Raw genomic sequence first — 16,959 nt, forward strand, 5'->3', positions numbered from 1 at the left:
ACCGCACCGGCGGGTGTCACCGGGGAAACCGGGGATTCCCGGCAGAATCGATCTCCGGCCGGAACGGGGGCAAGCTCACTCCCCGGTCGCTGAGCCGGAAGCGGGGCCGGTTGAGGCGAGCAGCGATGGCCTCGGCATCGTCCGGCCCCCGCTCACCGATCTTGCGGGCCGGCACCCCGGCCCAGATCTCGTAAGGGCCGGGATTCCTGGTCAGCACCGAGCCGGCGCCCAGCACCACCCCGTCCGGGATCTCGCTCACCTGGTAGAGAACCAGGGCGCCGTCATGGATCCAGACATCGGCGCCGATGTACTTGTCCTGCCACAGGAGGCCGTGCTCGGCTTCGGTCCGGGCCAGGGGCTTGCGGCCGAGATGGAGATGATCATGGGTGTAGATCCGGCAGCGGTGGCCAATGTTGCACCAGGGCCCAAGATGGATGGAGCCGGTGCAGTCCAGGAGGGCAAAGCGGCTGAGGATGATGTTGGTCTCAAGACCGGGCGTGGCAAAGACCGCCGGGTCCAGATAGAGGTCCCCTTTGCGGAATTTCTTGTGGGGAAAGCGCCGGGCCGCCGCCACCGCCACCGCCAACTGCTCCCGGGTCAGGGTCTCCAGAGGATACGGCATGGGCTCAATCTCCTTGACGATGGACACGGCGGATCGCATACTGCCGGGGAGCACGTTGCCGCCGCCGACTTGGCCGACGATGCCACGACCTGCACCCCGAGCGCAACCCCAGAAAAGAAAAAAGGGGCCGTAACCCCTTCGGATTACGGCCCCAATGCGATTCTGGTGGAGATGAGGGGATTCGAACCCCTGACTTCCACGATGCGAACGTGGCGCTCTCCCAGCTGAGCTACATCCCCCGCAATGCCGCTTGGCGCGGGCACCTCCGGCCCGCCGGTGGGGCTTCTATACCACGAACCCTCCGGCCTGACAAGGATCCAGTTCCCCGCACCGCTGGCGGTCCGCCGCTGCCAGCGAGCTTGCCACCCCGCCTATGGATACTCTTCAGCCCAGTCGCTCCGCCCAGCGCCGCTGGGCCAGGTCCATCCTCGATCTGGCGGAGGCCCTGCTCGCCCTGCCGGCCGCCGCCCTCCGCGACCTGCCGGCGGCGGCGGAGCTCAAGGCCCTGGTCGCCGCCGGCCAGGCCATGAAGCCGGGGGCGGCCCGTCGCCGCCAAGCCAAGACCGTCGCCAGCCTCCTGCGGGCCAGTGACGATCTGGAGGGGATCGCTCTCTGGCAGGCCCAGCGCCAGGGCCATCGCCGGGAAGCCGCCCTGGCCTTCCAGGAGCTGGAGCGGCAGCGGAATGCCATCCTGGCCGAGGCGTACGGCATCGCCCGCCACCAGACCCCGGAGCGCGGGGCACCAGCCCCGGCCCTGGCCTCGGTGCAGGAGCTGGCCAGCCAGTTGCCGTCCCTGGATGCCCGGGCCGTGGAACAGGCGGCTTGGCGCCACGCCCGTACCGGTCATCCTTCCGCCCGCCGGCAGGTGCTCCAGCTCTTGCGTGCCGCCCACGAACGGCTGCGCCTGGCAGCGGCTGCGGGCGCGGGCGAAGAGCCTCCCGGCTGTGCCGGCGGCACCCCGGCTGCCTGAGCCAGCAGCCGGCAGCGATCAGTGCCAGCCTCAGGCCGCGGGCAGGGCCGGCCGCCCCCCATGCACCTTGAGATAGACCTCACACCTCTGGCAGTTGCTGATCTTGTCGTGGAAGGAGCCCTGCTCCTTGCCCCCGCACAGAGTGCCGGTGACCATCCAGCAGCTGTCGCCGTGACGGGGGTACGCCGGGCAGCCGTCCCGGCGCTCGGGCGGGCAGTTCTTGATGCTCCAGCACTGCACGGCACCAGCCGTGTCGGCGCCACGGGGTGGCACGCGGGGAGCGGCCGCCCCCACCTCCTGCTCGCGACCCGCACCGGCTGACCCGCCGACCAGGGCCACCAGCTCCTGCACCACCTCGTGGATCCCCAGGGCCTGGGAATTGAGCTCCGCGGCGACGCTGGCCGACTCTTCACCCGAGGCCGCCAGGCGCTGGGTGGCGGTGTCGATGTGGGCGATCGCCTCGTTGACCTGCTGGATGCCCTGGGCCTGCTCGTTGGTGGCCAAGCTGATCTCACCCACCAGGGCCGCCACCCGGCCGGCCCGATCCACCAGCTCGTCGATGGCCTCGCCGGTGGCTGTCACCAGGACCCGGCCGTCCGCCACCTTCTGGGAGGTCCCGGAGATGAGGTCAGCGGTGCTTCTGGCCGCCTCCGCAGCCCGCATCGCCAGGTTGCGCACCTCGTCCGCCACCACCGCGAAGCCCGCGCCGGCCTCCCCGGCCCGGGCAGCCTCCACCGCGGCGTTGAGGGCCAGGAGGTTGGTCTGGAAGGCGATCTCGTCGATGGTCTTGACAATTTTGGAGGTCTCATCGCTGGCCTTGGAGATCTCGGCCATGGACTGGGTGAGGTCCTGCATGGAGGAGGCCGCCTTGTCCATGGCCTGACCGGCGTCCCGCATGAGGGCGTGAGCCTGGGTGGCGTTGTCCGCGTTCTGCCGCACCATGGAGGACATCTCCTCCAGGGCCGCCGAGGTCTGCTCCAGGGCCGCCGCCTGCTCCACCGCAGCCTCGGCCAGGCTGTGGCTGGTGCCGGATAGTTGGCCGGCGGTGGTGGCCAGCTGGCCGGAATTGCCGGTGAGATCGGCGACCGCCCGCCGCACCGGCCGGACGATTCCTCGGCCCAGAACAAGGGCCAAGGCGATGCCAGCCACCAGGCTGGCCAGGCCGGTCGCCGAGACCCCCAGGCGGGCCGCATCGCTCGCCGACAAGGCCAGCTGCGCCTTCTCCGTAGAAACGGCGGCATTGGCCTCCTTCAGCCGGCCCATCCGGGCGGCGAAGGCCACACCCGCCTCCTCCAGACGGTCCGCCTGGCTGGCCACCACCTGGGCGTTGCCCTGGCGCACCAATGGCCAAAGGGCCTGGGCGGCCTGGTTGAAGGCATCGCGCTCTTTGGCCGCCTCGGCGAGCATCAGCGGCCAGCCCGCGGCCACCAAGTCGGGATCAGACTGCACCGCCGCAGCGATCTCACCCAGCAGCCGGTCCACCTCCTGCCCCAGCTGGGCAAAGGTCTCCGGATAGCGCTCCTCCCGGTGGACGACGAAGAGCAGGGCCGTCGCCTCCTGGGCCTTCATCTGGGTGGTGAGATTCCCCACCGCCAGGCTGACGGGCAGGTGCACGGCGCTCATGTCCTGCACCTCGATGGCCACATTCCGGGAGGCCCACCAGGCGATCCCCCCCACCAGGACAGAAAGAAGAATCATCAAGCCAAAACCGGCGCTCAACCGCCTGCCCACCGTCCACTGCCTCATCGCCATCTCCATGGTTCGGTTGCATGTGACAGGGCACCACGCGCGACGCCCTGGCCTCCAGGCCCTTCCTGACGGCCCATCGCCTCAGTGTAGGGAAACCGTCCTCGTCCGTCAAGGGAGCTATCAGGGCAGCGGCGGAGAATCCAGGCTGATTCCTCAAGTGATCATGAGCAGTTACTGCTGGGAGGGCCATCCGGACCGCGCCGGTGCTCAGCGCGAATAGCGGGGCAGGCAGCCCGACCCGAGGGGCGTCCCCAGCGGCCTCCGAGCGAGAACTTTTTGTCCCATACTCCGGCAAGCCGCGCCCTTGACTGTTGTCAAACCGGGTCGGCTGTGTTAAAGAAGGGGTCTTTCCGGTCCCGCTTCGGGTGGCCGGATCGTCCGGCGGCGTAGCCAAGTGGCCAAGGCAGCGGTCTGCAAAACCGTTATTCGGCGGTTCAAATCCGCCCGCCGCCTCCAGATACGCAAAAGGGGCTGAACGGCGATCCGTTCAGCCCCTTTTTGCTGTCCCTCTTCCCCGCCCGCCCCCCACGCCAATCTCGCAAAGGGGCCTCACCCCCAGGAAAAACTCTGCAGGGGCTGCCCGTCGCGCCGCGACAGGCCAGCCCCTGTGTGCCTCCCCGACCGCGCCCGACCGAGCGGGCGCCCCCCCTTCTGCCCGGCCGCCGGTATTCCGGCCTACAGCATGCCCTTCATGGCGGTGGCCGCCATGTCCACCAGACGCTGGGGCAGGAGGCCCATGACGACGATGAGCGCCATGAGGCCGTAGGACAGCACCCGGGTCAGCCCATCCACCGCCACCGCCGGCCGGTCATTGGCGTCCTTGGTGTAGGACACCCGGACCACGGACAGGTAGTAGTAGATGGAGATGGCGGTGTTGATGGCCGCGCAGACAACCAGCCACAGATAGCCCTCCTGCAAGGCGTTATAGAGGAGCATGAACTTGCCCATGAAGCCGACGAAGGGCGGGATACCCGCCAGGGCAAACATGCCCACCGCCAGGGTCAAGGCCAGGATCGGCGAACGCTGGTGCAGGCCCTCCAGATCCTCGATGGCCACGTTCTCGCCGTCCCGCGACACCTGGCAGATCACCAGGAAGCAGGCCAGGTTCATGATCAGGTAGCCGGCGATGTAGTAGATCGCGGCGCCGTAACCGGCCTCCCGCAGGGTGAGAATGCCGATCAGGACGTAGCCGGCATGCGCCACCGAGGAGAAGCCCAGCATCCTCTTGATGTCCTTTTGCACCAGGGCGATGAGATTGCCGTAGAACATCGACGCCACAGACAGGATCATGAGCATCTCGGTCAGTGCCCGGGCGTCGGGACCGGCCAAGGTGACCAGGCGGATGAGGAGGGCCACAGCGCCGAGCTTGGGCGCCGTGGCGCAGTAGGCCGCGGTCTCGTTGGAGGCGCCCTGGTAAACGTCCGGCACCCAGAACTGGAAGGGGAAGACAGCGAGCTTGAAGAAGAAGCCGCACAGGAGCATCCCCATGCCCACCACCGCCACCGGCTGGCCCATGAGGCTGCCCAGCTTGGGCATGATACCCGCCAGGTAGGTGGTCCCGGTGATGCCGAAGATGTAGCTCATGCCAAACAGCATCACGCCAGTAGCCACCGCACCAAAGAGGATGTATTTGACGCCCGCCTCCATCTGGGCGTGCAGGCCGGGGCGGTCGTCGCGCATCGGCACCAGCACGTACAGGGAATAGGACGAGACCTCCAGGGCGATGAAGATGGTCAACAGCTCCACCGAAGAGACCAGCATCATCAGGCCCAGGGCGGACAGCACCATGAACATGTAGAACTCGGCGTGCACCTCCGGCCGCACCCCCTTGAGGCCCCGGCCGAAGATGATCACGGCTGCCAGGCCGATGGCCACCGCCAGCTTGAAGCCCTGGGAGAAGAGATCCACCCGGTAGGCGTCAAAAAAGAGGCTGCCTTCGAAGGAAAGACACGCCGCCACCGCCCCCACCCCCAGCACTGATCCGGCCAGGGCCAGGTTGCGGGCGGCCGCCGCCGCCGACCGGCCCAGGGAGACCAGAAAGAGGAGCAGGCAGAAGCCGAGATAGTACAGTTCCGGGGCAAAGAGGATGGCCTTCATCGTGGGTCCTTGTCGTAGGCGTCTTGTTCGTCAGCCGGGCGTGATCGTCATTCAGGGAATGGGCACGCTCATCGCCACCTGGGAAAACTGCCCGGCCTGGACCTGGGCCACCAGGTGCTCGACGCTGGCGTGCATGACATTCATGAACGGCTCCGGAGAAAGCCCGATCCAGAGCATGAACACCAGGAGGGGGGCCAGGGTGACCATCTCCCGGAGGTTGAGGTCACGCAGGTGCTCCTCGTGGGGATGATCGCTCTCCGCACCCCAGACCACTTTCTGCAGAAGGCGCAGCATGTAGGCGGCCGCCAGCACGGCGCCCGGGATGGAGCAGGCGGCGATCAGCTTGTGGCTGGAGAACGCGCCGGCCAAAACCAGAAACTCGCCAACAAAGGAGTTGGTGCCTGGAAAGGCCAGGGAAGAAAGGGAGAAGAAGCCCAGGAACAGCACATAGACCGGCATCAACCGGCCGATAGCTGCAGCGGAGGACAGCTCCCGGGAATGGGTGCGCTCGTAGATCATGCCGACCAGGATAAAGAGAGCGCCGGTGGTGATGCCGTGATTGATCATCTGGAGGATGGCGCCCTCGATCCCATTCTTGTTGAGGACAAAAATGCCCAGGGTGACAAAACCCATGTGCCCCACCGAAGAATAGGCGATCAGCTTCTTCATGTCGCTCTGGCCCAGAGCGGTAAGCCCGCCGTAGATGATGGCGATCACCGACAGCCAGAGGATGTACGGCATGAACAGGACAGCAGCCTCCGGCGTGATGGGCAGGCAGAAGCGGACAAAGCCGTACGTGCCCATCTTCAGCAGCACCGAGGCCAGAAGCACGGAGCCGGCGGTCGGCGCCTCCACGTGGGCGGCCGGCAGCCAGGTATGGAACGGGAACATCGGCACCTTGATGGCGAAGGCGAGGAAGAAGGCCAGGAACACCCAGAGCTGGAAGATCGGCGAGTAGCCCTTGCCCATCATCATCGGGATGGAGAAAGTGCCGGCCTCGAAGTAGAGGGCGATGATCGCCACCAGCATCAGCACCGATCCGGCCAGGGTGTACAAGAAGAACTTGACCGAGGCGTAGACCTTGCGGGGCCCGCCCCAGACCGCGATCAGGAGGTACATGGGGATGAGCATCGCTTCCCAGAGGATGTAGAAGAGTACGAAATCCAGGGCAGCGAATACCCCCACCATGGAGGTCTCCATGATGAGAAGGCAGATCATGAAATGCCGGATGCGGCGGGTGATGTAGCGCCAGGAGCAGAGCACGCACAGCGGCATGAGCAGGGTGGTCAGCAGGATGAGCAGCAGGCTGATCCCGTCCACCCCCAGGGTGTAGTTTACGTCCAGGGCCCGGATCCAGGGCAGATGCTCGCCGAACTGGTACTGGGCGGTCCCGGTCTGGAAGTTGAAATAGAGCGGCAGGGAAAGGGCCGCGTTGGCGGCAGTCACCGCCAAGGTCCAATACTTGGAGCCCTCTTCGGAGCGGAGGACCAGAAGCACCGCCGCCCCCGCCAGGGGCAGGAAGATGAGCACCGACAGGATCGGCCAGCCCAGATGGTTCAGGATCAGAAAATCTTCCATGGCTTACCCCGGGAGAACGCTGTTAGGCGAAAACAAAGATCATGACGATGGCTGCCACACCGGCCGCTGCCATGAAGATGCCGTACTGGAACTGACCCGTCTGGAGATGGCGCAGGTCAGAGCCCACCGACCGCACCCAGCGGGCGATGCCGTCGATGATCAGGTCGATGATGTTCCAGTCGAACCAGGAGGCGAAGCGGGCCTTGGCCATCAATGGAATGAGTCCCAGATACCGGTAGGCCTCACCCCAGGCGGTGTCCATACCCTGGATCGGCTTCGAGGCCAGCCACAGGAAGCCACGGCCCCCCATGCGGTAGAACCAGTCGAGGTCGATGGAGATCGTCGGCTCCGGGGCCAGCTTCTTGGTGAAGAGAAAGAAGCCCAGGGCCGTGAAGAGCAGGATGTTCAAGGTCTCCGACAGGTGGTAGGTGTCGTAGGGATGGTAGTTCGCCGCCACCTCGGGGTAGGGCAGCATATGGTAGAGGTACGGGGTGTAGGAGCCGATGAAGATGCACAGGATCGAGGCAATGATCATGGCGCCATTCATGTTCCAGGGCGCCTCCCGGGCCTTGTTCCAGGTCTCTTCCGAACAGTTGTTCTTCCCGAACCAGATGAAGTACGGCACCTTGAGGCCGGTGTGGAGGAAGGTACCGGCTGAAGCCAGGGTAAGGCCGAAGGCCGCCCACAGGATGTGGGACTGGAAAGCCCCCGCCACGATCATCGCCTTGGAGACAAAGCCCGAGAACAGGGGGAAGGCGGAGATCGACAGCCCGCCGATGAGGGTGAAGACAAAGGCCCAGGGCATGCGCTTATAGAGGCCGCCCAGCTCCGAAAACTTGGCGGTACCGGTGGCGTAGAGCACGGCGCCGGTGCCCATGAACAGGAGGCCCTTGTAGAGGATGTGGGCGAAGGCATGGGCACAGGTGCCGTTGATGGCCAGCTCGGTGCCGATACCGACCCCCGCCACCATGTAGCCGACCTGGGAGATGATGTGATAGGCCAGCAGTCGCCGGGCGTCGTTCTCCAGCACCGCGTACACAACGCCGTAGAGGGCCATGGCCACGCCCAGGGGCACCAGGATATCCATGCCGGCCATGGCTCGGGCCAGGGTGTACACCGCGGTCTTGGTGGTGAAGGCGCACATGAAGACCGAGCCGGAGACGGTGGCCTCGGCATACGCATCCGGCAGCCAGGCGTGCAGCGGCGGCACCGCGGCGTTGAGGATGAAGCCGATCATGATCAGGTAGGTGGCCAGTGTCGGGTTGTCCACCCCCGCGGGTCCAAAGAAGAGGTCGCCACCGGTCTCCTGGAAGCGGAGCACGAAACCGGCCAGGAGAATGAGCCCACCGGCGGTGTGGACCAGAAGGTACCGGTAGCCGGAGGCCAGGGCTTTGGCACCCCGCCGGTACCAGACCAGGAAGACCGAGGAGAAGGCCATGAGCTCCCAGAAGACAAAGAGCACCAGGTAGTCACCGCAGAAGACCACACCCAGGGAGCCGGCCACATACAGCCAGGCCGCCATATGCTGGCCGTCCTCCTCGACATTGAGGCCGTACAGGGTGCCGATCAGGCACATGAGGCTCATGATATGGGCGAAGACCAGGGTCAGCCGGTCGACGCGGCCAAAGGTCAGGGTCCAGTTCAGGACCTGCACCACGCCATAGGTGCCCTGGGGCATGGCGTACTGGATGTAGAGGACGTCGGCGAAGGAGGCGATGGGGACCGCCATGAGGAAGATCTTCTTCACCGGCCTCGGCACCAGGGGCAGGAGCAGGGCGCCTGCCACCATGATCAAGGTCGGGTGGATCCACAGATCACTTGTCATAGTAATCCTCCCGGGTCATGATGCCGAGATGGCCGAACCACTTGGAGACAAAGATGATGAGGGTGCAGGAGATGAAGCCGAACACCGCCCAGAATCCCGGCCAGTGCTCGGGGCTGGTGTGCGCGTGCTCCTTGCTCACAAAGACGGCATCCCACACCACCAGGAGTGCCAGCACGATGTAGCAGACCAGAACGACGGTCTTGAGCCGATCGCGCAGGAAGTCGATGAGCTTAACCAAGTCCATGGGTCACCGCCTTGATGAACTGCATGAAGAAGTCCGGATAGATACCCATAATGACCGAGATGATCGCCGTGGCGGTCAGCGGGATGACCATGGCCATCGGCGCCTCCTCCACCTTGTTGTAGACCACGCCGGCCGGCGGCGCGCCGAAGAAGGCCTTGAAGGCCACTGGCGCGAAGTAGCCGACGTTCAACAGGGTCGAGCTCAGGAGCACCAGGAGGATGCCGATCTGGTGCGCCTCCAAGGAGCCCATGAGCAGGTACCATTTGCTGATGAAGCCCGCCACTGGCGGCGCGCCGATCATGGACAGGGAAGCGATGGCGAAGGCGCCGAAGGTGAACGGCATGGCCCGGCCCAGGCCGCTCATCTCCGAGATCTGCTTCTTGTGGGTGGCCACGTAGATGGCGCCGGCGCAGAAGAACAGCGTGATCTTGGAGAAGGCGTGATTGGCAATGTGGACGATGCCGCCCTCGATACCGGACGGCGTCAGGAGCGCCACGCCGAGGATGATGTAGGAGAGCTGGCTCACCGTGGAATAGGCCAGCCGCGCCTTGAGGTTGTCCTTGGACAGGGCGATGATCGAGGCGGTGAGGATGGTGAACGACACCAGATAGGCGGTGGGGATGCCCAGGTTGAGGCGGGTCATGGTGTCCACGCCGAACACGTAGAGCATCACCCGGGTGGTGGAGAAGACGCCGATCTTGACCACGGCCACCGCGTGGAGGAGGGCAGAGACCGGGGTAGGCGCCACCATCGCCGAAGGCAGCCAGTTGTGGAAGGGCATGACGCCGTTCTTGGCAAACCCGAAGATGCAGCAGACGAACATGATGGTCACCAGGAGCGGGTTGGCATCCGCCGGGATGATGCCGGTGCGGATGTTGTCCGGGAACTCCAGGTGGCCGTTCATGACGTAGAGAAGCGCCATGGTGGGCAGGACCATCCCCTTGGCCGTGGTGGTCAGGTAGACGATGTACTTCTTGGCGCCTTCGTACGACTCGGTGTCCTGGTGATGCGCAACCAGGGGGTAGGTGCACACCGAGACGATCTCATAGAAGAGATACAGGGTGAACATGTTACCGGCCATGGCGCCACCCACCGCGCCAAAGAGGGCCAGGGCGAAGCAGGCGGAGAACCGGGTCTGGGCATGCTCGTGCAGGCCCCGCATGTAGCCCAGGGAGTACCACACCGCCAGCATCCACAGGAAGGAGGCCACCAGGGCGAAGACCATGCCGAAGGCGTCAACCCGGAAGGTCACCGACAGACCGGGCAGGATCTTGAACAGGGTGTACTCGACCCGGTTGCCGGCCCAGACAATGGGCAGGATGAAGTAGGCGATAATCCCGAACTTGACGACAGCGGCGGTAAAGTGCACCCCCTCCCGCAGGTTGCCGTTCCGGCGGGTCAGCAGGATGCCGATGACGCCGGTCAAGGACGTCAGGAGGGCCCAGACGGGCGCGGGCGATACGACGGTCTCCATAACGGTCTCCCTTCCCTCCTATCCTTTCAGCTCCGCCACATCGTCAACGACGATGGACTTGTAGTTGCGGTAGACGGCCAGGATGATCGACAGAGCGATGGCCGCCTCGGCGGCGGCGATGCCCATGATGAACAGGGTGAAGACCTGACCGGACACCGGATCCGGCACCAGGAAGCGGTTGAAGGCCATGAAGTTGATCGAGGCGCCGGACAGGATCAGCTCCGAGGCGATGAGCATACCGATCAGGGTGCGGCGGTGGATGATACCGTAGATGCCGATGGCAAACATGAAGGCACCCACGATGAGGTAGGTCTGCAGGTTGGCTGCGAGGGTCAGCATTTCAGGTCCCCCTTCCGGAACGGGCCAGCACCAGGGAGCCGACGATGGCCACCAGAAGCACCACCGAGATGAGCTCGAACACCATGCTGTAGCTGGTCAAGAGCTCCTGGCCAATGCGCTCAATGGAGCCGTCCCCCACCCGCTCCGCCGCCGCTGGCCAGTTGGTCAGGGCACCCAGCTGGGCCAGGCCCGCGAACAGGGCCAGGCCGGTCAGGCCCCCCAGGAGTGCGGTCACTGGCCCGGAGCCCGCCACATCCCTGGGCTGGGGGTCGGCAAGCATCACCGCGAAGACGATGGTGACACAGACCGCGCCGACATAGATCAGGATCTGCATGATCGACACGAAGGGGCTCTCCAGATAATAGTAGAGGCCGGCCACCCCCAGGAACGAGAGGGCCAGGCCGGCCACCGCGCGCACCAGGCGAGCTGAGCCGACGGCAATGATGGCGCCCACAACCGTCACCACCAGCACCCCCAAAAAGACGAGACCGGACATCCCGTCGGCCGAGAGCAGGACAGGGTTCATGGCTTGCGCTCCTTGAGCCTTTTCACCAGGTCGAAGACGAAGTCCTCCCGGCGTTGGCTGGCCAGGTTGTAGTCCATGGAGAAGCGGATCGCGCCGGGCTTGCAGTTCTCGACACACTGGCCGCACAGACTGCACTTGGTGAAGTCGAGGGTGTACTCGGTGAGCACCTTCTTCTTGGTGGCCTCGTCCTTGGCGCCCGAGACGCTGATGCAGTCCGAGGGACAGCCCTTCTGGCACAGGCCACAGACGATGCAGATGGACTCGCCGGTCTCCGGATCCGGGGTCAGCTCAATATGGCCCCGGAAGCGGGGCTTCATCTTGAGGCTCTGGTGGGGGTACTGGACCGTGACCACCGGCCCCACCATGTGCTTGAAGGTGATGCCCAGCCCGACCGCCAGGCTGGTGGCGCCGTCGATGATCTCTTTGAAGTAGCCACTCATGACCCGAGCACCTTGAGCGTTGCAGCGGTGAGGAGGAGATTCACCAGGGAGTAAGGGATCAGGATCTTCCACGACAGATTCAGGAGGCCATAAAAGGTGGTACGCGGGTACGTCCAGCGGACCCACATCACAACGTAGATCAGGAAGTAAACCTTCAGCAGGAACCAGTGGATGCCGGGGAAGAGCCCGAAGGGGCACTGCCAGCCGCCCAGGAAGAGGATGACCGCCAGGGCGCAGCCGACAAAGACGTTGGCATACTCACCCAGGAAGAAGACACCGAAGCCCATGCCCGAGTATTCGGTGAAGGCGCCGGCCACCAGCTCGCTTTCCGCCTCCACCATGTCGAAGGGGGCGCGGTTGGTCTCCGCCATGGAGCAGATGAAGAAGAGCAGAAAGGAGATCGGGGCAAGCGGCGTTTCCCAGATCCGGAACACATACCACTGCAGGATGTTGGGCTGCTGGCGGACAATCTCGTTGAGGTTCATGGTACCGGTCACCATCACCATGGTGATGATGATGATGAGCATGGGGATCTCATAGGCCAGGTTCTGCGAAACGGCGCGGGCCGCCGAGATGACAGCATATTTGTTGGCCGAGCCCCAGCCGGCCAGGAGCAGGCCCAGAACAGTCACCGAGGCGAAGGCCAGGATGAGGATGATACCGACGTTGATATCCCGGACCACCAGGCTCTCGGAGAAGGGCAGCACCACATAGGACATCACCGCCGGCGTCATGACCATAAGCGGTGCCACCCGAAACAGGGTGGCGTCGGCATCCCGCGGTATGATGAGCTGCTTGCTCATGAGCTTGATGCCGTCGGCAAAGGACTGCAGGATGCCAAAGGGTCCCACCTCCTTGGGCCCGATCCGGACCTGGATGTGGCCGGCGACCTTGCGCTCCAGCCACACCAGAAAGGAGGCGTTCAGGGCGACAAAGGCCAGCACCACCACCAGGCCGCCGATCAACCAGGACAGTTCGAATTGCGAGCTCATGGGCAACGATACCCTCCGACCCCAGTGGGCAGGGCCTTGTAGGACTAGCGATCGATCTCCGGGATGACCAGGTCGAGGCTGCCCATGATGGCGATGGCATCGGCAAGCAGGCAGCCCTGGCTGACCTCGGCAAAGAGACTCAGGTTGGAGAAGGACGGCGACCTGAGCTTCAGGCGGTATGGGGTGTTGGTGCCGTCGCTCACCAGATGGATGCCGAACTCGCCCCGCGCCGCCTCCACCGCACAATAGATGTCGCCCTTGGGCGGCTTCAGGATCTTCGGCACCTTCTCGGCCTTGTAGGGTCCGTCCGGCAGCTTGTCCAGGGCCTGCTCGATGATGCGGCAGCTCTCCAGCATCTCGTCCATGCGCACCATGTAGCGGGCCATGGAGTCGCCTTCCGAGTAGATGGGCACGTTGAACTCGAAATCCTTGTACACCGAGTAGGGCTCGTTCTTCCGGACATCGTAGGAAACCCCGGAGCCCCGCAGCACCGGGCCGGTGGCCCCGTACTTGCGGCAGGTCTCAGGGCTGATGTAGCCAATGTCCTTGAGCCGCTTGATCAGAATGATGTTGGTGGTCACCAGCTTGTGGTACATGGGCACCCGGGCGCGCATCCGCTGCACGAACTCCCGGGTGCCGGCGATGAATTCCTCGTCGATGTCGTTGTACACGCCGCCGAAGCGGAAGTAGCAGTAGGTGAGCCGGGCACCGGTCACCATCTCCAGAAGATCCAGAAGCCGCTCCCTGTCGTCAAAGGCGTAGAGGAGCGGGGTGAAGCCGCCCAGGTCCAGGACATAGGCCCCGAACCACAGCAGATGGCTGGAGATGCGGTTGAGCTCGGTGGTGATCACCCGGATGTACTCGGCCCGGGGTGGCACCTCGATACCGGCGGCCCGCTCCACGGCGCAGACATGGCCGTGGTTGTAGGACAGGGCCGACAGGTAGTCCATCCGTGCCGGATTGGGCAGAAACTGGGCGTAGGTGCGGTTTTCACCCATCTTCTCGTGCATGCGATGGATATAGCCCAGGACCGGCTCGGCCTCGGCGATGTACTCGCCGTCCATCACCAGCTTGACCCGGAGCACGCCGTGGGTGCTCGGGTGCTGGGGACCGAGATTGAGGACAAAGGTCTCCTTCTGGAAGCTCGGAGTGACGTGGGCGAGGGGGCTCATCCGTTCAGTCCTTTGAAATCCTTCCGGAGGGGATGGAAATCGGCATCCTCGGGCAGGAGCAGCGGCACCAGGTAGGGATGGCCCGCAAAGCGGATGCCGAAAAAGTCATGGGTCTCCCGCTCGTGCCAGTTGGCACCGGGGTAGATGCCGGAGATGCTGGGCACCTCCGGGTTGTCCCGGGGAGCCCGGGTGCGGATCACCACCCGGCAGGTCTCCTGGACATGGGCGAAGTGGTAGACCACCTCCATCTCCCCGGCGGCCAGCCAGTCCACCCCGCAGACATCCTCCAGGAAGAAGCCCAGCCCGTCCACCGCCTTGACCGCGGCGAGCACCTGGTCCACCGCCACCGCCGCGTCCACGTGGTAGCCCTTGGCCTTGTAATCGGTCTCCTGGACCCCTTCCGGGGTGATGGCCGCCAGGGCGGCCCGGGCCTTGTCGCGCAGCATGTCAGACGGCCTCCACCCGGGGCCACCGGCGATGGCCCGTAATCTTCTCTTCCAGGGCCATGATGCCCTCCAGGAGGGCCTCTGGCCGCGGCGGGCAGCCAGGGATGTAGATATCCACCGGCAGGAACTTGTCCGCCCCCTCAACGATGCCGTACTGGCCTTCGAAGACGAAGGGGCCACCCGAGATGGCGCAGTTGCCCATGGCGATGACCCACTTGGGCTCGGGCATCTGGTCATAGAGGGTCTGGACGGCCGGTGCCATCTTGCGGCTGATGGTGCCGGCCACGATCATCACGTCCGCCTGCCGGGCGGAGGGGCGAAAAACCCCGGCCCCGAAACGGTCGATGTCGAAACGGCAGGCACCGGTGGCCATCATCTCGATGGCGCAGCAGGCAAGGCCAAAGGTCATAGGCCACAGGGAATTGGCCCGGCCGATGGCCAGGACCTTGTCCACAGCCGCGAACTGGATTACTGGCGAGTGTAGGTTTTGCGCTCCCACGTGAAAACTCCCTTCTTCCAGGCATAGACGATGGCCAGGGACAGGATGCCGACGAAGATGACGATCTCCACCAGGGACCGGATCCCGGCGACCTCCTTGTAGGTCAGGGCCACCGGAAAGAGGTAAAGGACGTCGACATCGAAGGCGATGAACATCAGGGCATACAGGTAGTAGACGATGCCGAAGCGGATCCAGGCGGGCCCGATGGGGTCCATGCCGCATTCGTAGATCTGCAGCGTCCTGGGGCGGATGCCTCGGGGGGCCAGGAGGTTGGCGATGATGAAGGGGCCGATCGCAAAGACCAGCCCGCCCAGGAAGAAGGCCACCACGAAGAGGTGGTCATAAAGAGCGGTTTGCTGCACGGCGCGCACTCCTTGGAAAAGGGTTGTTCATGGGCGGCAGCGTTCCGGGTTTCTTAATGCATGCAATCAGGGTTGTCAAGGAAATACTGAATGATGATTCAGAAAGGCTCATCCCCGCCAGGCCGCGGCCGGTGCCGGCTGGCGGGCAGCGGCCCGGCCATGGAGCGTCCTGGCCGGGCTCTCCATGGGCTGACTGCTGAAAACAATTCATCCTCGATGCCCGTTGTGGCCCGAGGCCAGGCGCCCCCTTTTGCCTCCACCATGGTAGAATGCCGTCCATGCGCCGCCTCTTCGAAGTCATGATCCTTTCCGTGGCCCTCCTGGGCCTGGTCCTCTTCTTCCTGACCCCGCCGCCAGGCCGGCAGGATGGCAGCGCCCTTCGGGGTGACCGGTCACGTCCCGCAGGGGGCGGAGCTGGCTCTGCAGCTGGGACGGGCGAGGAGCGGCCGGAGAAAGGCTTGGGCCCTGGAGAGGACGCTCCGCCCACCGCCCACCGTATCCAGCAGCGGGCCGGCATCGGCCGGGAGGAAAGGGCGCCGGGCCGGATCCCCGGAGAGTGGATCGTCCGTTTCGCCAGCCAGGCCGACCTGGAGGCCTTCCTGGCCCGGGCGGCTGCTTTGGGACTGGTGGCGGTGGATCGGCTGGACGGTCTTCTGGCGGTGCGGGTGCGGGGCAGCCGCGCCCAGCTGGAGGCGGCCCTGGCCGGCAGCACCGGGCCCTTTGAGCTGGCCGGCAACTTCCGGATCTCGGCCCCGGATCGGCCGCCGCCCCCTCCGGACGTAGACGTGGATTCCCTGCAGCCCTTCGGGGACACGGCGCCGGAATGGCTGGGAGCCGACCCCGCCTGCCCCGGGCAAGGTAGTGGCGTCACGGTGGCGGTGCTGGACACCGGCATCCGGCCTCATCCCACCCTGGCGTCGGCGCGGATCAGATCCCTGGATCTGCTGGGCGACCAGGCGGCGGCAGCGGGCGACTACGCCGGCCACGGCTCAGCCATCGCCAGCCTGATCGCCGGCAGCCATCCCCTGGCCCCGGGCATGGCCCCCCAGGCCGAGATCCTGGACATCCGGGTTCTGGATGCCAACGGCGTCGGCGATGTTTTCACCTTGGCCAAGGGGATCACGGCGGCCGCTGACGCCGGCGCCCAGATCATCAACCTCAGCCTGGGCGGCTACGGCTACCCCCCCGTCCTCCAGGAGGCCATCCGCTATGCCAGCGCCCAGGGCGCTCTGGTCGTGGCGGCGGCGGGCAACGACGGTGGCAGCGCTGTCCTCTATCCTGCCCGCTCCCCGGAGGTGGTGGCGGTGGGCGCCGTCGATGCGAAGGGTGCCCACGTCCCCTATTCCAATCAGGGCCAGGACCTGGACCTGGTCGCCCCGGGCTTTGGCGTCAACGCCGCCTGGGTCGAGGACCAGCTGGTGCTCTTCAGCGGCACGTCGGCAGCCACCGCCCTGGTCTCCGGCCTGGCGGCCGTGCTGTTGTCCCGAGGCCAGACGGATCTCACCCCGGAGGGCCTGGCGGACCTCCTGGTGGAAATCAGCCGCGATGCCGGCGAGCCGGGCAGGGACGACCGGTTCGGCGCCGGCATCCCGGCCCTTCCCCCCTGCCCCTGGTAAGACCGGCA

At 65.3% G+C, this 16,959-nt stretch carries 17 protein-coding genes and 2 tRNA genes; 3 read left to right on the forward strand and 16 right to left on the reverse strand.

Translation table 11 applies throughout. The features are described from left to right. Positions 1-16 precede the first annotated feature (16 nt). Complete coding sequence (locus tag AB1634_02145; GenBank protein ID MEW6218318.1) at positions 17-622, reverse strand: acyltransferase; 606 nt, start codon at positions 620-622, stop codon at positions 17-19. A gap of 163 nt (positions 623-785) precedes the next feature. Further along, positions 786-861, reverse strand: a tRNA-Ala gene (locus AB1634_02150). A 134-nt stretch (positions 862-995) separates the two neighbouring features. Between AB1634_02150 and AB1634_02155 the strand changes: the two genes are divergently transcribed. Then, the gene (locus AB1634_02155) at positions 996-1,592 is read left to right on the forward strand and encodes a DUF615 domain-containing protein (protein ID MEW6218319.1); all 597 of its coding nucleotides are present in this window, start codon (positions 996-998) and stop codon (positions 1,590-1,592) included. Between the two features lie 30 nt (positions 1,593-1,622). Here AB1634_02155 and AB1634_02160 read toward each other — a convergent pair whose 3' ends face one another. Beyond that, positions 1,623-3,338, reverse strand: coding sequence for a methyl-accepting chemotaxis protein (locus tag AB1634_02160; GenBank protein MEW6218320.1), 1,716 nt, complete (start codon positions 3,336-3,338; stop codon positions 1,623-1,625). A 383-nt stretch (positions 3,339-3,721) separates the two neighbouring features. Between AB1634_02160 and AB1634_02165 the strand changes: the two genes are divergently transcribed. Next, positions 3,722-3,797: transfer RNA gene (locus tag AB1634_02165), tRNA-Cys, on the forward strand. A gap of 219 nt (positions 3,798-4,016) precedes the next feature. Here AB1634_02165 and AB1634_02170 read toward each other — a convergent pair. From AB1634_02170 to AB1634_02230, 13 genes are read right to left on the reverse strand one after another with little or no spacing between them, the layout of a single operon-like run. After that, a complete protein-coding gene (locus AB1634_02170; GenBank protein ID MEW6218321.1) occupies positions 4,017-5,438 on the reverse strand; it encodes an NADH-quinone oxidoreductase subunit N in 1,422 nt (473 codons plus the stop codon). Positions 5,439-5,489: 51 nt separating this feature from the next. Beyond that, positions 5,490-7,016 carry an NADH-quinone oxidoreductase subunit M gene (locus AB1634_02175; protein ID MEW6218322.1) on the reverse strand — a complete coding sequence of 509 codons (1,527 nt, stop codon included), beginning with the start codon at positions 7,014-7,016 and terminating at the stop codon, positions 5,490-5,492. A 22-nt stretch (positions 7,017-7,038) separates the two neighbouring features. Beyond that, on the reverse strand, positions 7,039-8,841 hold the full coding sequence (locus AB1634_02180) for a Na(+)/H(+) antiporter subunit D (protein ID MEW6218323.1): 1,803 nt from the start codon (positions 8,839-8,841) through the stop codon (positions 7,039-7,041). Continuing rightward, positions 8,831-9,085 carry a hypothetical protein gene (locus tag AB1634_02185; protein MEW6218324.1) on the reverse strand — a complete coding sequence of 85 codons (255 nt, stop codon included), beginning with the start codon at positions 9,083-9,085 and terminating at the stop codon, positions 8,831-8,833. Before AB1634_02185 ends, AB1634_02180 begins: the two co-directional genes overlap by 11 nt. Then, complete coding sequence (locus tag AB1634_02190) at positions 9,072-10,559, reverse strand: monovalent cation/H+ antiporter subunit D family protein (protein MEW6218325.1); 1,488 nt, start codon at positions 10,557-10,559, stop codon at positions 9,072-9,074. Before AB1634_02190 ends, AB1634_02185 begins: the two co-directional genes overlap by 14 nt. An 18-nt stretch (positions 10,560-10,577) precedes the next feature. Further along, positions 10,578-10,898, reverse strand: a complete 321-nt coding sequence (gene nuoK, locus AB1634_02195; GenBank protein MEW6218326.1) for an NADH-quinone oxidoreductase subunit NuoK — start codon at positions 10,896-10,898, stop codon at positions 10,578-10,580. Position 10,899: 1 nt separating this feature from the next. Further along, on the reverse strand, positions 10,900-11,424 hold the full coding sequence (locus AB1634_02200; GenBank protein MEW6218327.1) for an NADH-quinone oxidoreductase subunit J: 525 nt from the start codon (positions 11,422-11,424) through the stop codon (positions 10,900-10,902). After that, positions 11,421-11,864 (reverse strand): NADH-quinone oxidoreductase subunit I, encoded by a 444-nt coding sequence (locus AB1634_02205; GenBank protein ID MEW6218328.1) that lies wholly within the window; start codon positions 11,862-11,864, stop codon positions 11,421-11,423. The genes AB1634_02200 and AB1634_02205 overlap by 4 nt, the downstream gene beginning before the upstream one ends. Then, the gene (gene nuoH, locus AB1634_02210) at positions 11,861-12,856 is read right to left on the reverse strand and encodes an NADH-quinone oxidoreductase subunit NuoH (GenBank protein ID MEW6218329.1); all 996 of its coding nucleotides are present in this window, start codon (positions 12,854-12,856) and stop codon (positions 11,861-11,863) included. Before nuoH ends, AB1634_02205 begins: the two co-directional genes overlap by 4 nt. Positions 12,857-12,900: 44 nt before the next feature. Next, the gene (locus tag AB1634_02215; GenBank protein MEW6218330.1) at positions 12,901-14,028 is read right to left on the reverse strand and encodes an NADH-quinone oxidoreductase subunit D; all 1,128 of its coding nucleotides are present in this window, start codon (positions 14,026-14,028) and stop codon (positions 12,901-12,903) included. Beyond that, the gene (locus tag AB1634_02220) at positions 14,025-14,474 is read right to left on the reverse strand and encodes an NADH-quinone oxidoreductase subunit C (protein ID MEW6218331.1); all 450 of its coding nucleotides are present in this window, start codon (positions 14,472-14,474) and stop codon (positions 14,025-14,027) included. The genes AB1634_02215 and AB1634_02220 overlap by 4 nt, the downstream gene beginning before the upstream one ends. Before the next feature lies 1 nt (position 14,475). Beyond that, positions 14,476-14,973: an NADH-quinone oxidoreductase subunit NuoB gene (gene nuoB, locus AB1634_02225; GenBank protein ID MEW6218332.1), complete on the reverse strand. Its 498-nt coding sequence runs from the start codon at positions 14,971-14,973 to the stop codon at positions 14,476-14,478. Next, positions 14,943-15,335: an NADH-quinone oxidoreductase subunit A gene (locus tag AB1634_02230; protein MEW6218333.1), complete on the reverse strand. Its 393-nt coding sequence runs from the start codon at positions 15,333-15,335 to the stop codon at positions 14,943-14,945. Before AB1634_02230 ends, nuoB begins: the two co-directional genes overlap by 31 nt. A 278-nt stretch (positions 15,336-15,613) precedes the next feature. Between AB1634_02230 and AB1634_02235 the strand changes: the two genes are divergently transcribed. Beyond that, the gene (locus tag AB1634_02235; protein ID MEW6218334.1) at positions 15,614-16,951 is read left to right on the forward strand and encodes a S8 family serine peptidase; all 1,338 of its coding nucleotides are present in this window, start codon (positions 15,614-15,616) and stop codon (positions 16,949-16,951) included. The last annotated feature ends 8 nt before the right edge of the window (positions 16,952-16,959 follow it).

Source organism: Thermodesulfobacteriota bacterium, from assembly GCA_040755095.1.
Classification (GTDB): Bacteria; Desulfobacterota; Desulfobulbia; order Desulfobulbales; family JBFMBH01; genus JBFMBH01.